Raw genomic sequence first — 17,703 nt, forward strand, 5'->3', positions numbered from 1 at the left:
ACAGTAGGTTGGTCGCATGGAAGGAGACCTCCAGCCCCGCGCGACCCCGGACCCGACGCTGATGCGCATCTCGGACGCCGAGCGGCACCAGGTCGCCGAGATCCTCCGCACTGCCGCCGGCGACGGCCGGATCGACATGGACGAGCTCGACGAGCGCCTCGAGGCGGCGTACGCCGCGCGCACGTACGCCGACCTGGTCCCCATCACGTCCGACCTGCCGACCGGCGACCAGCTGCCCTGGCAGCCTCCCGCGCTGCCCTCGCCCGTCGTCCAGGGGCCGGCGAGCGAGAGCCACCTCGCGATCCTCAACGGCCTCGATCGCAAGGGGGTCTGGGTCGTGCCGCGGCGGATGTCGGTGTTCGCGATGATGGGCGGCGCCGACCTGGACCTTCGTCAGGCGAAGTTCGCCGCGCAGGAGGTCGTGATCACCGTCAACGCCTTCATGGGCGGCGCTCAGATCACCGTCGGTCCGCACACCCACGTGGTGATGGAGGGCACCGGGATCATGGGTGGCTACTCGGGGCCGAGCGAGAAGGTGCCTGCCGAGCTGGACGCCAACTCGCCGACCGTGCGCATCCGCGGCGTCGCCATCTGGGGCGGCGTCTCGGTCGACCGCAAGCCGATGCCGGGCGAGAAGCGCCGCCGGCGCGCCCGCCGCTAACCGGCGGCCGCCGGCTGCTCGGCCGCGTCCTCCATCGCACCACCCGGGATCCGGCCGGCGCGCTCCCGGTCGACCGTGAGGTTGTCGCCCGAGGCCGGGTCGAAGAGGTGGATCTTGCTGCCGTCGACCCAGATCTCCGCCTCCTCGCCCTCGGTGATCCGGCTGGCCCCGTCGAGCGAGACGACCAGCTGGGTGTGCAGCGCCTCGCCGTCGAGGTCGCGCTCGAGCTGGCGCAGCTGCTCCTCGACCTCGGGCGGCGCCTCGAACGGGATGTAGGCGTAGGTCTCGTTGCCGAGCCACTCGACGACGTCGACCTTCGCGCGGAAGGTCGACCCGTTGCCGGGGTCGGTCTTCACGCTCGCGTCCTCGAAGTACTCCGGCCGGATGCCCGCCATCAGCAGGCCCTTGCCCTCGGCCTTCGCGGCCTTCTCCGCCGGGATCTCGACGGTCCCGAACGGCAGCTTCACGGTGGTGCCCTCGACGGTCGCCGGCAGGAAGTTCATCGGCGGGGAGCCGATGAAGCCGGCCACGAAGAGGTTGCCGGGGTTCTCGTACAGCTCCCGCGGTGTCGCCAGCTGCTGCAGGACGCCGCGCTTCAGCACGGCGACCCGGTCGCCCAGCGTCATCGCCTCGGTCTGGTCGTGGGTGACGTAGACCGTGGTGATGCCGAGCCGCTTCTGGAGCCGGGAGATCTCGGTGCGCATCTGGCCGCGGAGCTTGGCATCGAGGTTGGACAGCGGCTCGTCGAACAGGAACGCGTCGGCCTCGCGCACGATCGCCCGGCCCATCGCGACGCGCTGCCGCTGGCCACCCGAGAGGTTGCCCGGCTTGCGCTCGAGGTGCTCGTCGAGCTCGAGGGTCTTCGACGCGGCCCGGACCTTCTCGTCGACCTCGGCGTCGGGAGCTTTCGCGAGCCGCAGTGGGAACGCGATGTTCTCGTAAACGGTGAGGTGCGGGTAGAGCGCGTAGTTCTGGAACACCATGGCGAGGTTGCGGTCGCGAGGCGCCAGGTCGTTGACCCTCTTGTCGCCGATCATCATGTCGCCGGAGGTGATGTCCTCCAGGCCGACGATCATCCGCAGCAGCGTCGACTTCCCGCACCCGGACGGCCCGACAAGGATCATGAACTCCCCGTCGGCCACGTCGATGCTGACGTCGTTCACAGCCGGGAAGCCGTCGCCGTACTTCTTGACGATGTTCTTCATGTCGATGGCAGCCATGAGGTCACCCCTTCACTGCGCCGGAGGTGAGGCCGGCGACGATCTTTCGCTGGAACAGCAGGACGATGATGATGATCGGGACGGTGACCACCACGGAGGCGGCGGCGAGCAGTCCGTACGGCGGGTTGAACGGGTCCGGTCCCACGAAGAACGACAGCTGTGCGGGCACGGTGCGCGACTCGGTGGTGGACGTCAGCGAGATCGCGAGCACGAACTCGTTCCACGCGAAGAAGAACGTGAGGATCGCCGCGGTGAACACGCCGGGCGCGGCGAGCGGGACGATCACCTTGCGGAAGGCCTGCCACGACGTCGCACCGTCGACCTGTGCGGCCTGCTCCATCTCCCAGGGGATCTCCCGGAAGAACGCCGACAGCGTCCAGATCGCCAGCGGCAGGGTGAACGACATGTAGGGGATGATCAGGCCCGGCCAGGTGTTGAAGAGGTGCAGCGTGCGCCACAGGTCGAACAGCGGTCCGACCAGGGCGACCACCGGGAACATGGCGATGGCCAGCGCGAGCGAGAGCACGAGGCGCTTGCCCTTGAACTCCAGCCGGGCGATCGCGTACGCCGCGAGCGTCGCGAAGATGACCGCCAGGACCGTCGCGATCGCGGCGATGCCGAACGAGTTGCGCAGCGCGTCGAGGAAGTCGGCGTGCGTGTTCTCCTGGCCCGGCGTCACGGAGCCGATGCCGAGGATGTCCCGGAAGTTCTGGAGGGTCGGGTTCTTGGGCAGGAACTGCGGGCTGCCGGAGGCGGTCTCACCGGGTCCCTTGAACGACAGCGACACGATCCAGGCGACCGGCAGCAGGCACCACACCAGGATGACGATGAAGCCGACCCACGTGCCGATCTTGTTGCGCGTCCTCGACATGGCCATCACGCCTCTCCTCTCGCCTGCGCGAGGTCAACGCGGAAGAGCTTGACGATCAGCCAGGCCAGCAGCAGCACGGTCAGGAACAGCAGCACCGAGAGCGCCGAGCCCAGGCCGAGCTGGAACTGTTGGATGACCTGGCGGTAGGTCAGGAAGGACGAGGACTCGGTGTCCTGGGCCCCTCGGGTCATCACGTAGATGTTGTCGAAGATGCGGAACGCGTCGAGTGCCCGGAAGAGCACCGCGACCATGATCGCCGCCCTCATGTTGGGCAGGATCACCTTCCACAGCCGCTGCCACCAGGTGGCTCCGTCGACCTCGGCGGCCTCGATCATGTCCTCGGACACCTGCGAGAGACCGGCGAGCAGGAGCAGCGCCATGAAGGGCGTCGTCTTCCAGATCTCGGAGACCATGATCGCGAACATCGCCGGCCAGTGGCTGCCGAACCAGTTCGTGTCCGGCTCGATCCACGGCAGCCACGAGAACCAGGCGTTCACGAACCCGTTGTTGAGGCTGAACGCGAACTGCCAGGCGTACGCCGAGACCACGGTGATGATGCCGTAGGGGATCAGGATCGACGTCCGGATCGCGCCGCGGGCGAAGACGATGCGGTGCATCACCATCGCGAACGCGAAGCCGATGACCAGCTCGATGGCCACCGTCACCACCATGATGATCACGGTGTTGAGGGTGTCCTGCCAGAAGAGCGAGTCGGTGAGGACGGTCCCGTAGTTGGACAGGCCCACGAACGACTTGTCGTCCGGCGTGGTCAGCCGGTAGCGGAAGAGCGAGAGGTAGATCGCCTGGATCATCGGCCACGCCGTGACGACCAGCATCACGATGACGGCAGGGAGCACGAGCTTCTGGCCCAGCCGGTTCTCGGCCCGGGCCCGGTCGCTCACCACCGGCTTGCCCGGTGCCTTCGCCACGGTGCTCACAGCAGGCTCCTTCCGTGCAGGACGTCGTCGATGAACTTCTGCGAGTCCGCCGGGGTGGACTTGTTGACGTCGGCGGGCGGGTGCCAGGTCGACTGGAGCCCGCCGGAGATGTCGCTCCAGTACGGCGTCACGGTGCGCGGGGCCGCGGCGTCCAGGCTGTCCTGGAAGAGCTGGAGCAGGTCGGCGGGGTAGGTCTTCTGCAGCGCGTCGTCGTTGGCCGCGTAGCCCGCCTCGCTCGCCGGCATGTTGCCGGTGATCTCCGCGTTGACCTCTTGGTTCTCCGGGCTGGTGATGCACTCGATGGCCTTCATGGCGTCGTCGACGTGCTTGGAGTACTTGCTCACGCCGAGCCCGATGCCGCCGTACGGCGGTCGCGACTCGTCGCCCTCGGTCGTCTGCGGGTAGCGCGTGTAGCCGATGTCCTTGTTGAAACCGGGGTCGGTGCCCTCGTAGCTGTTGAAGATGTAGGTCCAGTTGACCATGAACGCGCCCTGCGGCCCGCCGAAGGTGCTGCCGGCCTGGCCCTCCTGGGCGACCGACAGGTCGGCGGGTGCGGCCTTCGAGTGGGCGAGCTTCTCGATCACGCCGGCCGCCGCCTCTCCGGCGGGGGAGTCGATCTCGAGCTTGAGGTCGATGCCCTTGTCGGTGTCGGTGGCGAGCTCGCCGCCGGCGCCGGAGATCAGGGCGTTGATCCAGACGACGTACCCCTCGTACTTGTTGGCCTGCACGGCCACCTTGCCGCCGTTCTTGGAGGCGGCGTCGATGATCTGGTCCCAGGTGACCGGCTTGGTCATGTCGATGCCGGCCTTCTCGACGAAGGACTTGCGGTACCAGAGCACCTGGGTGTTGGACCAGAACGGGGCCACCACCATCTGGTCGTTCCAGGTGGCGGCGTCCGTCGCTCCCTGGAAGGACTGGTCCTTGAGCTTGTCCTGGAGGTCCTGCGGGATCTGCGCCAGGAAGCCGGCGTTGGAGAACTCGGCCGTGAAGGGCGGGTCGATGCTCATGATGTCGATGCCCGAGTCCCGGGCGGCGAGCCGGCGGGCCAGCTGGATCCGCTGCTCGTTCGCGTCCTGGGGCAGCACCTGCGTGCTGATCGTGTAGTCGTCGTTGGAGCAGTTCTTGGCGACGGCGGCCTGTCCGCCGCTGTCGGGGTTGATGTACCAGATGAGCTCGGGCTTGCCCGAGTCCGCGTTGGCCGAACAGGCGGCGAGCAGCCCGGAAGCCGTGATCAGCGCTGCGGCCGCGGCGACTCCGCGACGTACTCGATCCATGCGCTCCACCTCCCCAGTGGTCTAGATCACATGTAGCCCCCTTTCGTCGCGATGTAAACGTTGACATTTCTTCGATCAGGGGCACCCGCTACTGTGAGCGCGCTCACCTTTACGACGGATCGTCCGGCACGTACCTGCCGGTGAAGGAGTTGTTGAAGCATGGCCACAGTCAGGTTCGAAGAGGCGCAGCGGTGGTATCCCGGCGCCGACAAGCCCGCAGTCCCGGGCATCAGTCTCGAGATCGGTGACGGGGAGTTCATGGTCCTCGTCGGCCCCTCCGGTTGCGGCAAGTCCACGACCCTGCGGATGCTCGCGGGGCTCGAGGAGGTCAACAAGGGGAAGATCTTCATCGGGGACCGGGAGATCACCAACATCCCGCCGAAGGACCGGGACATCGCGATGGTGTTCCAGAACTACGCGCTCTACCCGCACATGTCGGTCGCCGACAACATGGGCTTCGCGCTGAAGATGGCGAAGGTCCCGACCGACGAGCGCAACAAGCGCGTCCAGGAGGCGGCGACGATCCTCGGCCTCACCGAGTACCTCGACCGCAAGCCGAAGGCGCTCTCCGGTGGTCAGCGCCAGCGCGTCGCGATGGGGCGCGCGATCGTCCGTCAGCCGCAGGTCTTCTGCATGGACGAGCCGCTGTCGAACCTCGACGCGAAGATGCGCGTGCAGACCCGCACGGACATCGCGAAGCTCCAGGCCGACCTGGGCGTCACGACCGTCTACGTCACCCACGACCAGGTCGAGGCGATGACGATGGGTGATCGCGTCGCGGTCATGAAGGACGGCTACCTGCAGCAGGTCGACACCCCGCTGGGTCTCTACGACAAGCCCGTCAACCTGTTCGTGGCCGGCTTCATCGGCTCGCCGGCGATGAACCTCCTCGAGGCCCAGGCGCAGGACGGCAAGGCCCAGATCGGCGACTACCTCGTGCCGGTCGACCCGGCCGCGGCCGCGAAGATGCAGGGCAACATCACCGTCGGCGTACGCCCCGAGGCGTGGCGGATCGTCGGCAACAGCGAGGCCGGCATGCCGGTCCGGGTGACCGTGGTCGAGGACCTCGGCTCCGACGCCTTCGTCTACGGCACCAGCGGTGTCGAGGGCACGCCCAACAACATCATCATCCGCGTCAACGGGCGCGACCACGTGCAGAAGGGCGAGACGGTCTACGTGACGACCGACCCGCAGAACGTGCACGTGTTCGACACCGACACGGGCGAGCGCCTCTCCGACTAGCCGACCCCGGGCCAGTTTTCAGTCGACCCGGCGCCAGCTTTCACCGTGAGGGTGAAAACTGGCGCCGGGTCGGCGTTTCAGGCTCGGTCAGCGGTACGCCGGATGCCGGCCACGAAGGTCTCGAAGAGCGCGGGCGGCAGGTCGTGGCCCATGCCGTCGATGAGCAGCAGCTCGGCGCCGGGGATCGCGGCCGCGGTGGCCCGCCCGCCCGAGACGTGCACCATCTTGTCGGCGAGCCCGTGGACCACCAGGGCCGGGACGCGGACGCCGCGCAGCCGGCTGCCCCGGTTGGGCTGGGTCAGCACGGCGAGCATCTGGCGCACGGTGCCCGCGGGGTGCAGCCCGCGGTCGTACGTCGTCTCCGCGCGTCCGCGGATCCGCTCGTCGGTGTCGGGGTAGGCCGGTGAGCCGATCAGCCGTGTGAAGGCCAGGCTGCTCGCGACGTACGCCGCGCGACCGGGCTTCGTCGGGGCGAGCAGCCGGGGGAGGACGGTCGGGTCCTGCCAGCCGACGGTGCGCTTGCCGGTCGTCGACATGATGCTGGTCAGCGACCGGACCCGCGCCGGGTGCGAGATCGCCATCGTCTGGACGATCATCCCGCCCATCGAGACCCCGACGACGTGCGCGGAGTCGAGGCCCAGGTGGTCGAGCAGGCCGAAGGCGTCGTCGGCCAGGTCGGCGATGGCGTACGGCGCCCGCACCCGGACACCGGCGAACGCGCGGACCAGCGTCGCCCGCGAGACACGGGCATCGAGGACCGTCGAGCGGCCGGTGTCGCGGTTGTCGTAGCGGATCACGAAGAACCCGGCGCGCGCCAGGGCCTCGCAGAGCTCGGTGTCCCACCAGGTCATCGGGCCGCCGAGGCCCATCACCAGCAGCAGCGGGTCGCCGTCGGCGTCGCCGAAGGTCTGGTAGCAGAGCTCGATGCCGCGACCGACGGGGGCGAAGAGCTCCTCGGCCGCGGGCACGGTGGCCTGGACCGGCGTTTCGGAGGCCGCGGCGCGGGTACGTCGTGTTCCGGGAGGCACTTGACCAGTCAACCATCCATCGGTCCCGGTGCCACGAGGGAGGTGACGTGCGATACCGAACTTGGGACACGTTCCGGCCGAAAAGCGCCGATGTGTCGACGCTGCGCCGTACCGTGGAGAGCATGCCGAGCAACGCGCTGGCCGACTTCCTGCTGCCGGAGGGCTTCGCCGCCCCCGCGGTGGGTGCGGTGCTGCGCGAGAGCAGCGCCGTCGTCGAGATCGGCCGGTTCGCGCTCCGCGCCGCGGGTGACCGCCGGACCCGCCGCGACACGCCGTACGCCCAGCGTGGGGTCTCCCGGCTCGGCGACCCGGTGCTGCTCGTCCCCGGCTTCCTCGCCGGTGACGGCACCCTGGCCCTGATGTCCCGCTCGCTGCGCGCCCAGGGGTTCCGGACCTACCGCTCCCACATCCACGCCAACATCGGCTGCACGCTCAACGCCGCCGCCCAGCTCGAGGCGCGGCTGGAGTCGATCTCGATCCGGCGCGGCACGCGCGTGCAGCTGGTCGGCCACAGCCTGGGCGGCATGCTCGCCCGCGGCGTCGCCGTACGCCGGCCCGACCTGGTCTCCAACGTCGTCACCCTGGGCAGCCCGATGCTGGCGCCGGGTGCGCACCACCGCTCGCTGAGCGCCAGCGTGGAGATGCTGGTGCGGCTGAGCAAGGCCGGCGTCCCCGGCCTGATGGCCGAGGACTGCGTCGCCGGAGCGTGCGCCCGCCAGAGCTTCGAGGAGTGTCGGGCGCCGATGCCTGCGGGCATCGGCTTCACGTCGGTCTACTCGCGCCGCGACGGGATCGTCGACTGGCGGGCGTGCATCGACCCCGTGGCCCGCGAGGTCGAGGTCACCGCCTCCCACCTGGGCATGGCCTTCGACCCGCGCGTGATCGACATCGTCGGTGACAGCCTGCTGCGGACCAGCGCCTCAGCCGTCGAAGTCGATCGCGGCAAAAGCGCGTAGCTTCTGGAGCTGGTGCTCCGAGCTGATCTTGCGGATCGTGCCGCTGCGCGAGCGCATCACCAGCGACTCCGTCGTGCACCCGCCGGCGTAGTAGCGCACGCCGCGCATCAGGTCACCGTCGGTGATGCCGGTGGCCACGAAGAAGCAGTCGTCGCCGGTGACCAGGTCGTCGGTGCCGAGCACGAAGTCGCTGTCGAGGTTGTGGCCGGCATCCAGCGCCTTCTGCCGCTCGTCGTCGTCCTGGGGCCAGAGCTGGCCCTGGATGACGCCGCCCATCGCCTTCATCGCGCAGGCGGTGATGATCGCCTCCGGGGTGCCGCCGACACCGAGCAGCAGGTCGACCCCGCTGTCGGGGCGGGCCGCCGAGATCGCGCCCGCGACGTCGCCGTCGACGATGAACTTGATCCGGGCCCCGGTCGTGCGGATCTCCTCCGCGAGCGCGGCGTGACGGGGGCGGTCCAGCAGGACCACCGTGACGTCCTCGGCCTTGCCGCCCTTGGCCTTCGCGACCTGGTGGATGTTCTCGGCGACCGGGTAGCGGATGTCGACGACGTCGGCCGCCTCGGGGCCGGTGGCGAGCTTGTCCATGTAGAAGACCGCGGACGGGTCGTACATCGAGCCCCGTGGTGCGACCGCGAGCACGGCGACCGCGTTGCTCATGCCCTTGGCGGTCAGGGTCGTCCCGTCGATCGGGTCGACCGCCACGTCGCACTCGGGACCGCTGCCGTCGCCCACGCGCTCGCCGTTGTAGAGCATCGGGGCGTTGTCCTTCTCGCCCTCGCCGATGACGACGACGCCGTTCATGCCGATGGTCGAGATCATCACGCGCATGGCGTTGACCGCGACCCCGTCGGCGCCGTTCTTGTCGCCGCGCCCGACCCAGCGACCGGCGGCCATCGCGGCCGCCTCGGTCACCCGGACCAGCTCGAGGGCGAGGTTGCGATCGGGCGACTCGGGAGCGACGGTGAGGCTCTCAGGCTCGGGCATGACCGAACTCTATCGGGCCCGGAATCCCCTTCAGGTGCGATAGATCGACACTTCGGTCGCCTTGATGCTGAAGACCACCGGAGCGCCCGGGACCAGGTCGAGCTCGGCGGTCGCGAGCGAGGTGACGTCGGCGGCGAGGCTGTGCCCGCTCGCGGTCGCCGCCCGGACCCGGACCTGGTCGCCGAACGGCTCCAGGTCCGTCACCGTCGCGTCGATGGTGTTGCGGGGACTGCCGCCGGGCGGCTCCCGGAAGACGGAGACGGCGTTGGGCCGGAAGACCGCCACGACGGTGTCCCCGTCCGCGGGTGCGGGGTCGGCCGTGAGACCCCGGACGACGTGGCCGTCCGGAGCCACCACCGCCCCGTCACGCCAGGCGCCGCGGACCATGTTGAGGCCGGCGATCCGGGCGGTGAACGCGCTGCGGGGCCGGGTGAGCACGTCCGTCGTCGGTCCGGCCTCGACGACGCGTCCGGCGTCGACCACGACCACGCGGTCGGCCAGCAGGAGGGCGTCCAGGACGTCGTGGGTGACCAGCACGACGGTCCGGTCGGCGAGCACGCGACGCAGCGACTGCCGCAGCGCCGGGCGTACGGCGACGTCGAGTGCGGCCATCGGCTCGTCGAGCAGCAGCAGCCGGGGGTCGGCGGCGAGCGCGCGGGCCACCGCGACCCGCTGCGCCTGCCCGCCGGACAGCTCACCGGGTGGCCGGTCGGCGAGGTCGGCGACGCCCACCTCCTCGAGCCACGACCGCGCCTGCTCGCGAGCCGGGCGACGTCGTACGCCGCGGCTGCGGGGGCCGAACGCGACGTTCTCGAGCGAGCTCAGGTGCGGGAAGAGCAGGGGGTCCTGGGCCAGCAGCGCGATCCGTCGCGCGTGCGGGGCGACCCAGACACCGGGGCCCGTGAGCTCGACGCCGTCCAGGACGACCCGCCCGGTGTCGGGCCGGAGCAGCCCGGCGGCCACGGCGAGCAGCGTCGACTTGCCGGCGCCGTTGGGGCCGAGCACGGCGACCGTCTCGCCGTCGGCGGCCTCGAGCGCGACGTCGACGTCGCGCTGGGCGACCTGGGCGTCCAGCTCGAGGCTCACCAGGTGCTCCGTCCCGGGCGGGCGAACGCGATCACGAGGACGGCGACCGCGACGAGCACCAGCGACATCGCGACGGCGGCGTCGGGGTCGACGACCCGGAGGTTGTAGATGAAGAGCGGCAGGGTCCGGGTCGTGCCCTCGAGGCTGCCCGCGAAGGTGATCGTCGCTCCGAACTCGCCCAAGGCCCGGGCGAACGACAGCACCGCGCCCGAGACCAGGCCGGGCAGCACCAGGGGGAGGGTGACCCGGCGGAACACCGTCGTCGGCCGCGCGCCGAGCGACGCGGCGACCTCCTCGTAGCGAGCGCCCGCGCTGCGCAGCGATCCCTCGAGGCTGACCACCAGGAACGGCAGGGAGACGAACGTCTGCGCCAGCACGACCGCGGAGGTCGAGAACGCGACCTGGAGGCCGAGTGCGTCGAGCTCCTCGCCGAGCAGCCCGCGCCGGCCGAACGTGTAGAGCAGCGCGATGCCCCCGACCACCGGCGGCAGCACCAGCGGCAGCAGGACGAGCGAGCGCACGACGCCCTGGCCGCGGAAGCTCGTCCGCGCAAGCACGAGCGCCATCGGCACGCCGAGCAGCAGGCAGAGCAGGGTGGCGACCAGCGAGGTCTTCAGGCTCAGCCAGAGCGCGGTCAGCGCGGAGTCGGACGTGACCAGCTCGACGAAGCTGCCCCACTCGACCCGCGACGCCATCCCGACCAGCGGGAGCAGCACCAGGGCGGCGCCCAGCGCGGCGGGGACGAAGATCCAGCCGGGGAGGCCGACCTGCCGCTGCTTCACGCCCTAAGGCTGCCCGAAGCCGGCGTCCTGGAGGATGCCCTGGCCCGTGTCGCCGAGCACGAAGTCGACGAACTGGCTCGCGAGGTCGGATTCCTTGCTGTCGGCGACCGGCACGATCGGGTAGGTGTTCACGACGTCCCCCGACTCCGGGAAGGTGACCCCCGTGACCGCGTCCCCGGCTGCCTTCACGTCGGTCACGTAGACGACGCCGGCGTCCGCCTCGCCCGAGGTGACCTTGGCGAGCACGTCGGTGACCGATTGCTCCTCGCTGACCGGGCTCAGCGTGACCCCGAGGTTGTCGGCCATCGTCTGCGTCGCGGCGCCGCACGGCACCTCGGGCGCGCAGATCACCAGCTGGAGACCCTTCTTCGCCAGGTCCTGGAAGCTCGTGACGCCCGCCGGGTTGTCGGGCGGGGTGGCGATCTCGAGGGTGTTGGTCGCGAAGTCCTGCGGGTCGCCGTCGGCGAGGTCGCCGTCCACGAGCTTGTCCATGTTGGCGGTGTCGGCGGAGGCGAAGACGTCGGCCGGCGCGCCCTCGGTGATCTGGGTGACGAGGTCGGAGGAGCCGCCGAAGTCGAACTCGACCTTCACGCCGTCGTGCTCGGCCTCGAACTCCTTGCCGATCTGCTCGAAGGTCGACGTGAGCGAGGCGGCGGCGTACACGGTGAGGGTCGTGGTGCCGCTGCTGCCGCCACCTCCGTCGGAGTCGCTGCCACAGGCGGCGAGGAGCAGGACGAGGGCAGCGGCGAGTCCGAGCAGCTTCACGCGACCAAGGAAAGCACAGCGACCGCGGCGACCAGGCTGACCGGCGTCACCAGCAGCGAGACCCGGTGGAACTCCCGCAGCGAGGGCGGGTGCCCGAGCCGGACCATGCCGCGCCGCCACAGCAGGTTGGCGAGCGAGCCGGTGTAGCTGAGCCCGGAGCCGATGTTGAGGCCGAGCAGCGCGGCGAGGATGGCGGTGTCGCCCAGCGACGCCAGCAGCGGCACGAGCAGCAGCGTCGCCGACAGGTTCGTGAGCAGGTTGGCGAGCACCGTCGCCAGCACGGCGATGAGCAGCAGGCTCGCGAAGTCGGTCCCGTCGGGCAGCACGTCGCTCACCCAGTCGCCCAGGAAGCCGGTGGCCAGGGCCGCGACGACGATGCCGAGGGAGAGGACGAAGAGCGCGAACGCCGGGTGCGCTGCCCGGACGGCGTCGGGGACGGCCAGCAGCCCGCGCCGTCGGGCCCAGAGGACCAGGACCAGCGCGGCGGCGCCGGAGACCCAGAACGGCTCGATCCCCAGCGGGGAGCCGACCCCGAAGCCGACCAGCATCAGCAGCACGACCGCGAGCGGCAAGCGGGGGAGCGGCGGCGTCTCCTCGGCGTACGACGGACCCGGCGGTGCGGCGAGGTCGCGGCGGAAGAGCAACCGCAGCCCGACGTACTCCACGACCAGGACGACCGCGAGCACCGGCGCCATCACGACCGCGAACCCGCCGAACGTGAGGTCGAGGTGCGGCATGGCGAGCAGGTTCGTGAGGTTGGAGACGGGCAGCAGCAGCGACGCCGAGTTGGCCATCCGCAGGCAGGCGTAGGCGCCGGGGCGCGACGACGTGCCGCTGCTGACGGCCGCGGCGACGACGACCGGGGTCAGCAGGACGACGGTCGCGTCCAGGCTGAGCGCCGCCGTGACGGCGGCGGCCAGCAGGAAGACGCCGGTGAAGATCGGGACCGCGCGACCGCCGCCGGCGTCGCGGACCCGAGCCGCGGCGGCCGCGAACAGGCCGGCCCGCGCGCACACGTCGGCGACGACCAGGATCGTGACCAGGAAGAGCACGACCGGTCCGAGGTGCCGCACCGTGTCCTCGACGTCGGACCACGTCAGGATCCCGGTCGCGAGGGTCGCGAGCGCGGCGACCAGGCCCACGCCCGCCTCCACGCGGCCCGACGGGTGGGCGTACGCCGTCGCGAGGAGTCCGAGCAGGGCGGCCACCGGGATGAGATCGAGGGCCGCCACGACGCGACCCTAGACGACGGATTCCCTGGTCTCGCACGCTGCGCGACGCTCAGCATCCGCGCTGGCTGCGTTGCCAGCGCTCGACGGACTCGGGTCTGCCTTCGCTCGCCGCCTGGCCAGCGCGGCGCTGAGCGCCGCTCGCTTGCACGACCCCAGGAAATCCCCCGTCCAGGCCACCTGGGAAACTGCTCCGGTGAGTGAGCCGACGACCGCGCCGAGCCAGCCGGAGAAGGCGGGCCGCTACAACCGGTCCACCGGCGGCCTGATCGGCTCGATGATCGTCCTGGTGCTGGTGGTCCTCGGCATCGTGGTCTTCCGCGGCGCGTTCCGCGACACCCCGGAGTACGAGCCCGAGAAGATCGACTACCGCGAGCTGGTCACCAGCGTCCAGCAGCTGGGCCTGAAGCCCGTCTACGCGCCGGAGCTCCCCGACGGCTGGTCGGTGAAGGACGCCCTGTTCACCCAGGGCGACCGTCCCGCCCTCGACGTCGTGTTCACCACCGACGACGCCCACACCGCCGGCATCCACCAGGAGGACGCGTCGGAGCACGACCTGCTGTCGACGTACGTCGGCGACGGTGTGACCGAGGACGACGACGGCACCCTGACGACCGACATCGGGACGTGGACCGCCTGGGTCGACACCGACGGCGACCACGCCTACACCGCCGAGCACGGTGACGACACGGTGCTGGTCTACAGCTCCGGCGACCCGGAGGCGCTGCGGACGTTGGTCGAGTCGCTGACCGACGCCCCGCTGACCCCCTAGTTCTGGTAGAGCTCGAGGTCGTTGCCGGCCTCGACGTACTCCACCGGCAGCTCGGTGCGGCTCCACCACGGCTGGGTCGCGATCTCGATCAGCTGCTCGGTGGTGAGCACCGGTCGAGCGCGGAGCTCACCGATCGCCCAGGGGTTGCTGTTCCTGGCGAACACGAGGATGCGGAGCCGCTGCTCCGGGCGGAGCACCTCTGCGACCACGCGCTGGGACCCAGCGCCGACCTCGGTGTCGTCGTCCTCGCGGTAGGTGCGCAGGGTGTCGCCGTTCGGGAGCTGTCGGACCGTGCAGTCCGTCAGGTAGTCCTCGAGGTAGCCCTCGCACGTGTAGGGCGCCTGACCGGCCATGGCGAGCGGCTGGAGGTTGATGAACACCTGCCCCGCGGGCCCGGAGCCGTTCTCGGGTTCGAACAGGAGAGCCGCGGAGCCCTCGCGGTTCGAGGCGTCGCCCTGGAACCGGCCGAAGGTGCCGTCCGCGACGTCCTCCACCGTCGCGGCCAGCGCGGCGGCGACCCCGCCGCTGGTGATCGGTGCGGTCCGCCCGCTCAGCGCGCCGACCGGCACCGGCGAGGCGATGTCGGTGGCGACGCCGGTGTCGCTCGGACCCTGGTCGCCCGGCACCAGCGCGTAGGCGCCGAGAGCGAGGACGGACACCGCGGCGGCGGTCCCGACGGTGGCGAGGGCCCGGCGGCGCCGGCGGATCGAGAGGCCCTGCCGGCGGGAGCCGGCGACGAGCGCGGGCAGGTCGGCGGAGACGTCGGCGACGGCGTGGTCGAGGGAGTCGTGCAGCTTCATGGTCGGTCCTCGTCTCGGTCAGGCCTGGTCGGCCAGGTCGGGGAAGTGGGTGCGGAGTCGGGCGAGTGCGCGGGAGGCGCGGGTGCGGCAGGCGGACTCCGAGAGCCCGACCTGGTCGGCGACCTCGGCCACCGGGAGGTCGTGGAAGTAGCGGAGCACCAGCACCGCGCGATCGGTCGGCGGCAGCGTGGCCAGCGCCTCCACGAGGGACAGCCGGAGGGCGGGATCGGTGGTCGTCGCGGGAGCGTCGGCCCCGGCGAGCAGCGGGAGCTCACGCACCCGCTTGCGGCGACGGTCGGAGAGGAAGAGCCGGGTCAGGATCGCCCGGGTGTACGCCGTCGGGTTGTCCGCCCGGGCCACCAGGCGCCACCGGGCGAACGCCTGTGCGTAGGCGCTCTGCACCAGGTCCTCGGCCGCGTGGCGGTCGCCGGTCAGCAGCACCGCCGTCCGCAGCATCCGGTCGCCGGTCGCGACGACGAACTCCTCGAAGCTCGCCGCTCGGCGGGCTGTCGTCACCGGTTCATCCACCACATCGGTCGTCACACCCGTCTAGAGGGGCGCCGGGCCGGAAGTGTTGCAGTCCTACTCGTCCCTACTCGTCCTCGGTCTCGATCGCGGCGTCGAGCCGCTGCCGGGCGCCGTCGAGCCAGTCCTGGCAGATCTTCGCCAGCGCCTCGCCGCGCTCCCACAGGGCGAGCGACTCCTCCAGCGTCGTGCCGCCGGCCTCGAGGCGGCGCACCACGTCGATGAGCTCCTCCCGGGCGGCCTCGTAGGACGGCGTGTCCGCGGGCTGCTCAGCCTTCTTCGGCATGGGTCTCCTCGAGCGTCTCGGTGGTGGTGGTCGTGGCGTGGATGCGGCCGTCGGCGACGCGCACGCTGATCTGCTGCTCGGCCGCGACGCCGGCGACCGAGGTGACGACGTGGCCGTCGGCGTCCTGCAGCACGGCGTACCCGCGCTGCAGGGTCGCGAGTGGCGAGAGCGCCCGGGCCCGCGCCCGGTGGTGCCCGATGTCGTCGGCCGCCCGGTCGAGGGCGTGGCCCAGGGTGCGCCGGGCCCGGTCGCGGAGCTGGGCGACCTCGTCGAGGCGGGCGTCGAGGAGGGTGCGCGGATCGGCCAGCGCCGGGCGCGAGCGGAGCGCGTCGAGGCCGGCCTGCTCGCGGGCCAGCCAGGCCCGCACGGCGCCCCGGACGCGGTCGCGGGCGTGGGTGACGCCGCGCTGCTCCTCGGCGACGTCGGGCACGACCAGCTTGGCGGCGTCGGTCGGGGTGGAGGCTCGGACGTCCGCGACCAGGTCGAGCAGGGGCTGGTCGGGCTCGTGGCCGATCGCGCTCACCACCGGCGTACGCACGGCGGCCACGGCGCGGATCAGCGCCTCGTCGGAGAACGGCAGCAGGTCCTCGACGGAGCCGCCACCGCGGGCGACCACGATGACGTCGACTGCCGGGTTGCGGTCGAGGCGCTCCACGGCCTCGATCACCTCGGCGGCGGAGCGCTGGCCCTGCATCGCGGCGTACGCGACCTCGAAGGTGACGGCCGGCCACCGCCGCCTCGCGTTCTCGAGCACGTCGCGCTCGGCGGCGCTGTTGGGCGCGGTCACCAGCCCGACGGTGCCGGGCAGGAACGGCAGCGGCCGCTTCAGCTCCCGCGCGAACAGCCCCTCGGCCGCGAGCAGCTGGCGACGGCGCTCGAGGCGCGCCAGCAGCTCGCCGAGGCCGACCATCCGGATGTCACGGGCGTAGAGCGACAGGGTGCCGCGGTTGGCGTAGTACGACGGCTTCGCGTGCACCACGATGCTGGCGCCCTCGACGACGGGCGGGTTCAGGCCGTCGAAGAGCGTGCGGGAGCAGGTCACCGTGACCGAGATGTCGGCCACCGCGTCGCGCAGGGTCATGAAGACGGTGCTCATGCCCGGGCGGCGGTTGACCTGCGCGACCTGTCCCTCGACCCACACCGCGCCGAGCCGGTCCACCCAGCCGGCGATCGCGTTGGCGACCTGGCGCACCGGGGCCGGGGACTCGAGCGACGTCTCCATGGCCATGCCCGCGAGATTAGGGGATCAGGCCGACACTCCTAGACTGGACACCATGACGACCGACATGGGCATGCCCCCGATCCTGTCGCCGGAGGACGCCGAGAAGGCGGTCCTGCTGGCGGCCCCGCGGGGCTACTGCGCCGGCGTCGACCGGGCGGTCATCACCGTCGAGAAGGCGCTCGACCTGTACGGCGCGCCCGTCTACGTCCGCAAGCAGATCGTCCACAACAAGCACGTGGTCGCCGACCTGGAGTCGCGCGGCGCGATCTTCGTCGAGGAGCTCGACGAGGTGCCGGCCGGCCAGACCGTCGTGTTCTCGGCCCACGGCGTCTCGCCCGAGGTGCACCGCCAGGCCGGGGAGCGCTCGCTCAAGACGATCGACGCGACCTGCCCGCTCGTCACCAAGGTCCACCACGAGGCGAAGCGCTTCGCCGGCGAGGACTACGACATCCTGCTGATCGGGCACGCCGGCCACGAGGAGGTCGAGGGCACGGCGGGCGAGGCGCCCGAGCACATCCAGCTGGTGCAGAGCCCCGCCGACGTGCCCGGCATCGTGGTCCGGGACCCGAAGCGGGTCGCCTGGCTCTCGCAGACCACGCTCTCGGTCGACGAGACGTTGGAGACCGTGGCCGCGATCCGCGAGCGGTTCCCCGACCTGCTCGACCCGCCGAGCGACGACATCTGCTACGCCACCCAGAACCGCCAGCTCGCCGTCAAGGAGATCTCCTCAGCCGCCGACCTGGTGATCGTCGTGGGCTCGGGCAACTCGTCCAACTCCGTGCGCCTGGTCGAGGTCGCCCTCGAGGCCGGCGCGAAGGCGTCCTACCGCGTCGACGACGCGTCCGAGATCGACGAGGCGTGGCTGGACGGAGTCCGCACCGTCAGCGTGACGTCGGGCGCGAGCGTCCCGGAGGCCCTCGTCGACGGCGTGCTCGCCTTCCTGGCCGAGCGCGGCTACCCGGACGCCCAGGCCGTGCACAGTGCCGAGGAGTCGCTGATCTTCGCGCTCCCGCCGGAGCTGCGGCGCGACCTCAAGGCCGCCGGCCGGGTCTGAGCCGA

The 17,703-nt window shown here is 71.2% G+C and carries 19 protein-coding genes; 5 read left to right on the plus strand and 14 right to left on the minus strand.

The window, feature by feature from the left end:
- The first annotated feature begins 16 nt into the window (after positions 1-16).
- Complete coding sequence (locus ASC77_RS21135; RefSeq protein WP_056157502.1) at positions 17-661, plus strand: DUF1707 domain-containing protein; 645 nt, start codon at positions 17-19, stop codon at positions 659-661.
- Here the strand turns inward: ASC77_RS21135 and ASC77_RS21140 are convergent.
- Genes ASC77_RS21140 through ASC77_RS21155 form a run of 4 tightly spaced genes read right to left on the minus strand, consistent with a single transcriptional unit; the run spans position 658 to position 4,964 of the window.
- Positions 658-1,881 carry an ABC transporter ATP-binding protein gene (locus ASC77_RS21140; RefSeq protein ID WP_056157505.1) on the minus strand — a complete coding sequence of 408 codons (1,224 nt, stop codon included), beginning with the start codon at positions 1,879-1,881 and terminating at the stop codon, positions 658-660. The genes ASC77_RS21135 and ASC77_RS21140 overlap by 4 nt on opposite strands.
- 4 nt (positions 1,882-1,885) lie before the next feature.
- On the minus strand, positions 1,886-2,758 hold the full coding sequence (locus ASC77_RS21145; RefSeq protein WP_321163713.1) for a carbohydrate ABC transporter permease: 873 nt from the start codon (positions 2,756-2,758) through the stop codon (positions 1,886-1,888).
- A complete protein-coding gene (locus ASC77_RS21150) occupies positions 2,758-3,690 on the minus strand; it encodes a carbohydrate ABC transporter permease (RefSeq protein ID WP_056157508.1) in 933 nt (310 codons plus the stop codon). The genes ASC77_RS21145 and ASC77_RS21150 overlap by 1 nt, the downstream gene beginning before the upstream one ends.
- A complete protein-coding gene (locus ASC77_RS21155; RefSeq protein WP_056157511.1) occupies positions 3,687-4,964 on the minus strand; it encodes an extracellular solute-binding protein in 1,278 nt (425 codons plus the stop codon). Before ASC77_RS21155 ends, ASC77_RS21150 begins: the two co-directional genes overlap by 4 nt.
- A gap of 159 nt (positions 4,965-5,123) precedes the next feature.
- Here ASC77_RS21155 and ASC77_RS21160 point away from each other — a divergent pair, with 159 nt between their 5' ends.
- The gene (locus ASC77_RS21160) at positions 5,124-6,206 is read left to right on the plus strand and encodes an ABC transporter ATP-binding protein (RefSeq protein WP_056157514.1); all 1,083 of its coding nucleotides are present in this window, start codon (positions 5,124-5,126) and stop codon (positions 6,204-6,206) included.
- 77 nt (positions 6,207-6,283) lie between these two features.
- Here the strand turns inward: ASC77_RS21160 and ASC77_RS21165 are convergent, their stop codons facing one another.
- Complete coding sequence (locus ASC77_RS21165; protein WP_235547877.1) at positions 6,284-7,234, minus strand: alpha/beta fold hydrolase; 951 nt, start codon at positions 7,232-7,234, stop codon at positions 6,284-6,286.
- A 122-nt stretch (positions 7,235-7,356) separates the two neighbouring features.
- Between ASC77_RS21165 and ASC77_RS21170 the strand changes: the two genes are divergently transcribed.
- Complete coding sequence (locus ASC77_RS21170; protein ID WP_156391220.1) at positions 7,357-8,190, plus strand: esterase/lipase family protein; 834 nt, start codon at positions 7,357-7,359, stop codon at positions 8,188-8,190.
- On the opposite strand, the gene glpX is transcribed toward ASC77_RS21170, so the two are convergent.
- From glpX to ASC77_RS21195, 5 genes are read right to left on the minus strand one after another with little or no spacing between them, the layout of a single operon-like run.
- Positions 8,155-9,177, minus strand: coding sequence for a class II fructose-bisphosphatase (gene glpX / locus ASC77_RS21175; protein ID WP_056157525.1), 1,023 nt, complete (start codon positions 9,175-9,177; stop codon positions 8,155-8,157). The genes ASC77_RS21170 and glpX overlap by 36 nt on opposite strands.
- 30 nt (positions 9,178-9,207) lie before the next feature.
- Positions 9,208-10,263, minus strand: coding sequence for a sulfate/molybdate ABC transporter ATP-binding protein (locus ASC77_RS21180; RefSeq protein WP_056157528.1), 1,056 nt, complete (start codon positions 10,261-10,263; stop codon positions 9,208-9,210).
- A complete protein-coding gene (locus tag ASC77_RS21185; RefSeq protein WP_056157531.1) occupies positions 10,260-11,045 on the minus strand; it encodes an ABC transporter permease in 786 nt (261 codons plus the stop codon). The genes ASC77_RS21180 and ASC77_RS21185 overlap by 4 nt, the downstream gene beginning before the upstream one ends.
- Positions 11,046-11,048: 3 nt before the next feature.
- Positions 11,049-11,810 (minus strand): molybdate ABC transporter substrate-binding protein, encoded by a 762-nt coding sequence (gene modA, locus ASC77_RS21190; RefSeq protein WP_056157533.1) that lies wholly within the window; start codon positions 11,808-11,810, stop codon positions 11,049-11,051.
- Positions 11,807-13,042 carry an SLC13 family permease gene (locus tag ASC77_RS21195; protein ID WP_056157536.1) on the minus strand — a complete coding sequence of 412 codons (1,236 nt, stop codon included), beginning with the start codon at positions 13,040-13,042 and terminating at the stop codon, positions 11,807-11,809. Before ASC77_RS21195 ends, modA begins: the two co-directional genes overlap by 4 nt.
- A gap of 193 nt (positions 13,043-13,235) precedes the next feature.
- On the opposite strand from ASC77_RS21195, the gene ASC77_RS21200 reads away from it, so the two are divergent.
- Entirely contained in the window at positions 13,236-13,811 is a 576-nt protein-coding gene (locus tag ASC77_RS21200) for a DUF4245 family protein (protein ID WP_056157538.1), read from the plus strand.
- Here the strand turns inward: ASC77_RS21200 and ASC77_RS21205 are convergent.
- From ASC77_RS21205 to xseA, 4 genes are all read right to left on the minus strand, one after another.
- A complete protein-coding gene (locus ASC77_RS21205; RefSeq protein WP_056157541.1) occupies positions 13,808-14,611 on the minus strand; it encodes a hypothetical protein in 804 nt (267 codons plus the stop codon). The two genes, ASC77_RS21200 and ASC77_RS21205, sit on opposite strands and share 4 nt — an antisense overlap.
- A gap of 18 nt (positions 14,612-14,629) precedes the next feature.
- Positions 14,630-15,127 carry a SigE family RNA polymerase sigma factor gene (locus tag ASC77_RS21210; RefSeq protein WP_235547879.1) on the minus strand — a complete coding sequence of 166 codons (498 nt, stop codon included), beginning with the start codon at positions 15,125-15,127 and terminating at the stop codon, positions 14,630-14,632.
- Positions 15,128-15,203: 76 nt separating this feature from the next.
- A complete protein-coding gene (locus ASC77_RS21215; RefSeq protein WP_056157544.1) occupies positions 15,204-15,422 on the minus strand; it encodes an exodeoxyribonuclease VII small subunit in 219 nt (72 codons plus the stop codon).
- On the minus strand, positions 15,406-16,650 hold the full coding sequence (gene xseA, locus ASC77_RS21220; RefSeq protein ID WP_056157546.1) for an exodeoxyribonuclease VII large subunit: 1,245 nt from the start codon (positions 16,648-16,650) through the stop codon (positions 15,406-15,408). The genes ASC77_RS21215 and xseA overlap by 17 nt, the downstream gene beginning before the upstream one ends.
- Before the next feature lie 46 nt (positions 16,651-16,696).
- Between xseA and ASC77_RS21225 the strand changes: the two genes are divergently transcribed.
- Positions 16,697-17,698: a 4-hydroxy-3-methylbut-2-enyl diphosphate reductase gene (locus tag ASC77_RS21225; protein WP_056157549.1), complete on the plus strand. Its 1,002-nt coding sequence runs from the start codon at positions 16,697-16,699 to the stop codon at positions 17,696-17,698.
- Positions 17,699-17,703 lie beyond the last annotated feature (5 nt).

Source organism: Nocardioides sp. Root1257 (assembly GCF_001425175.1).
Classification (GTDB): Bacteria; Actinomycetota; Actinomycetes; order Propionibacteriales; family Nocardioidaceae; genus Nocardioides.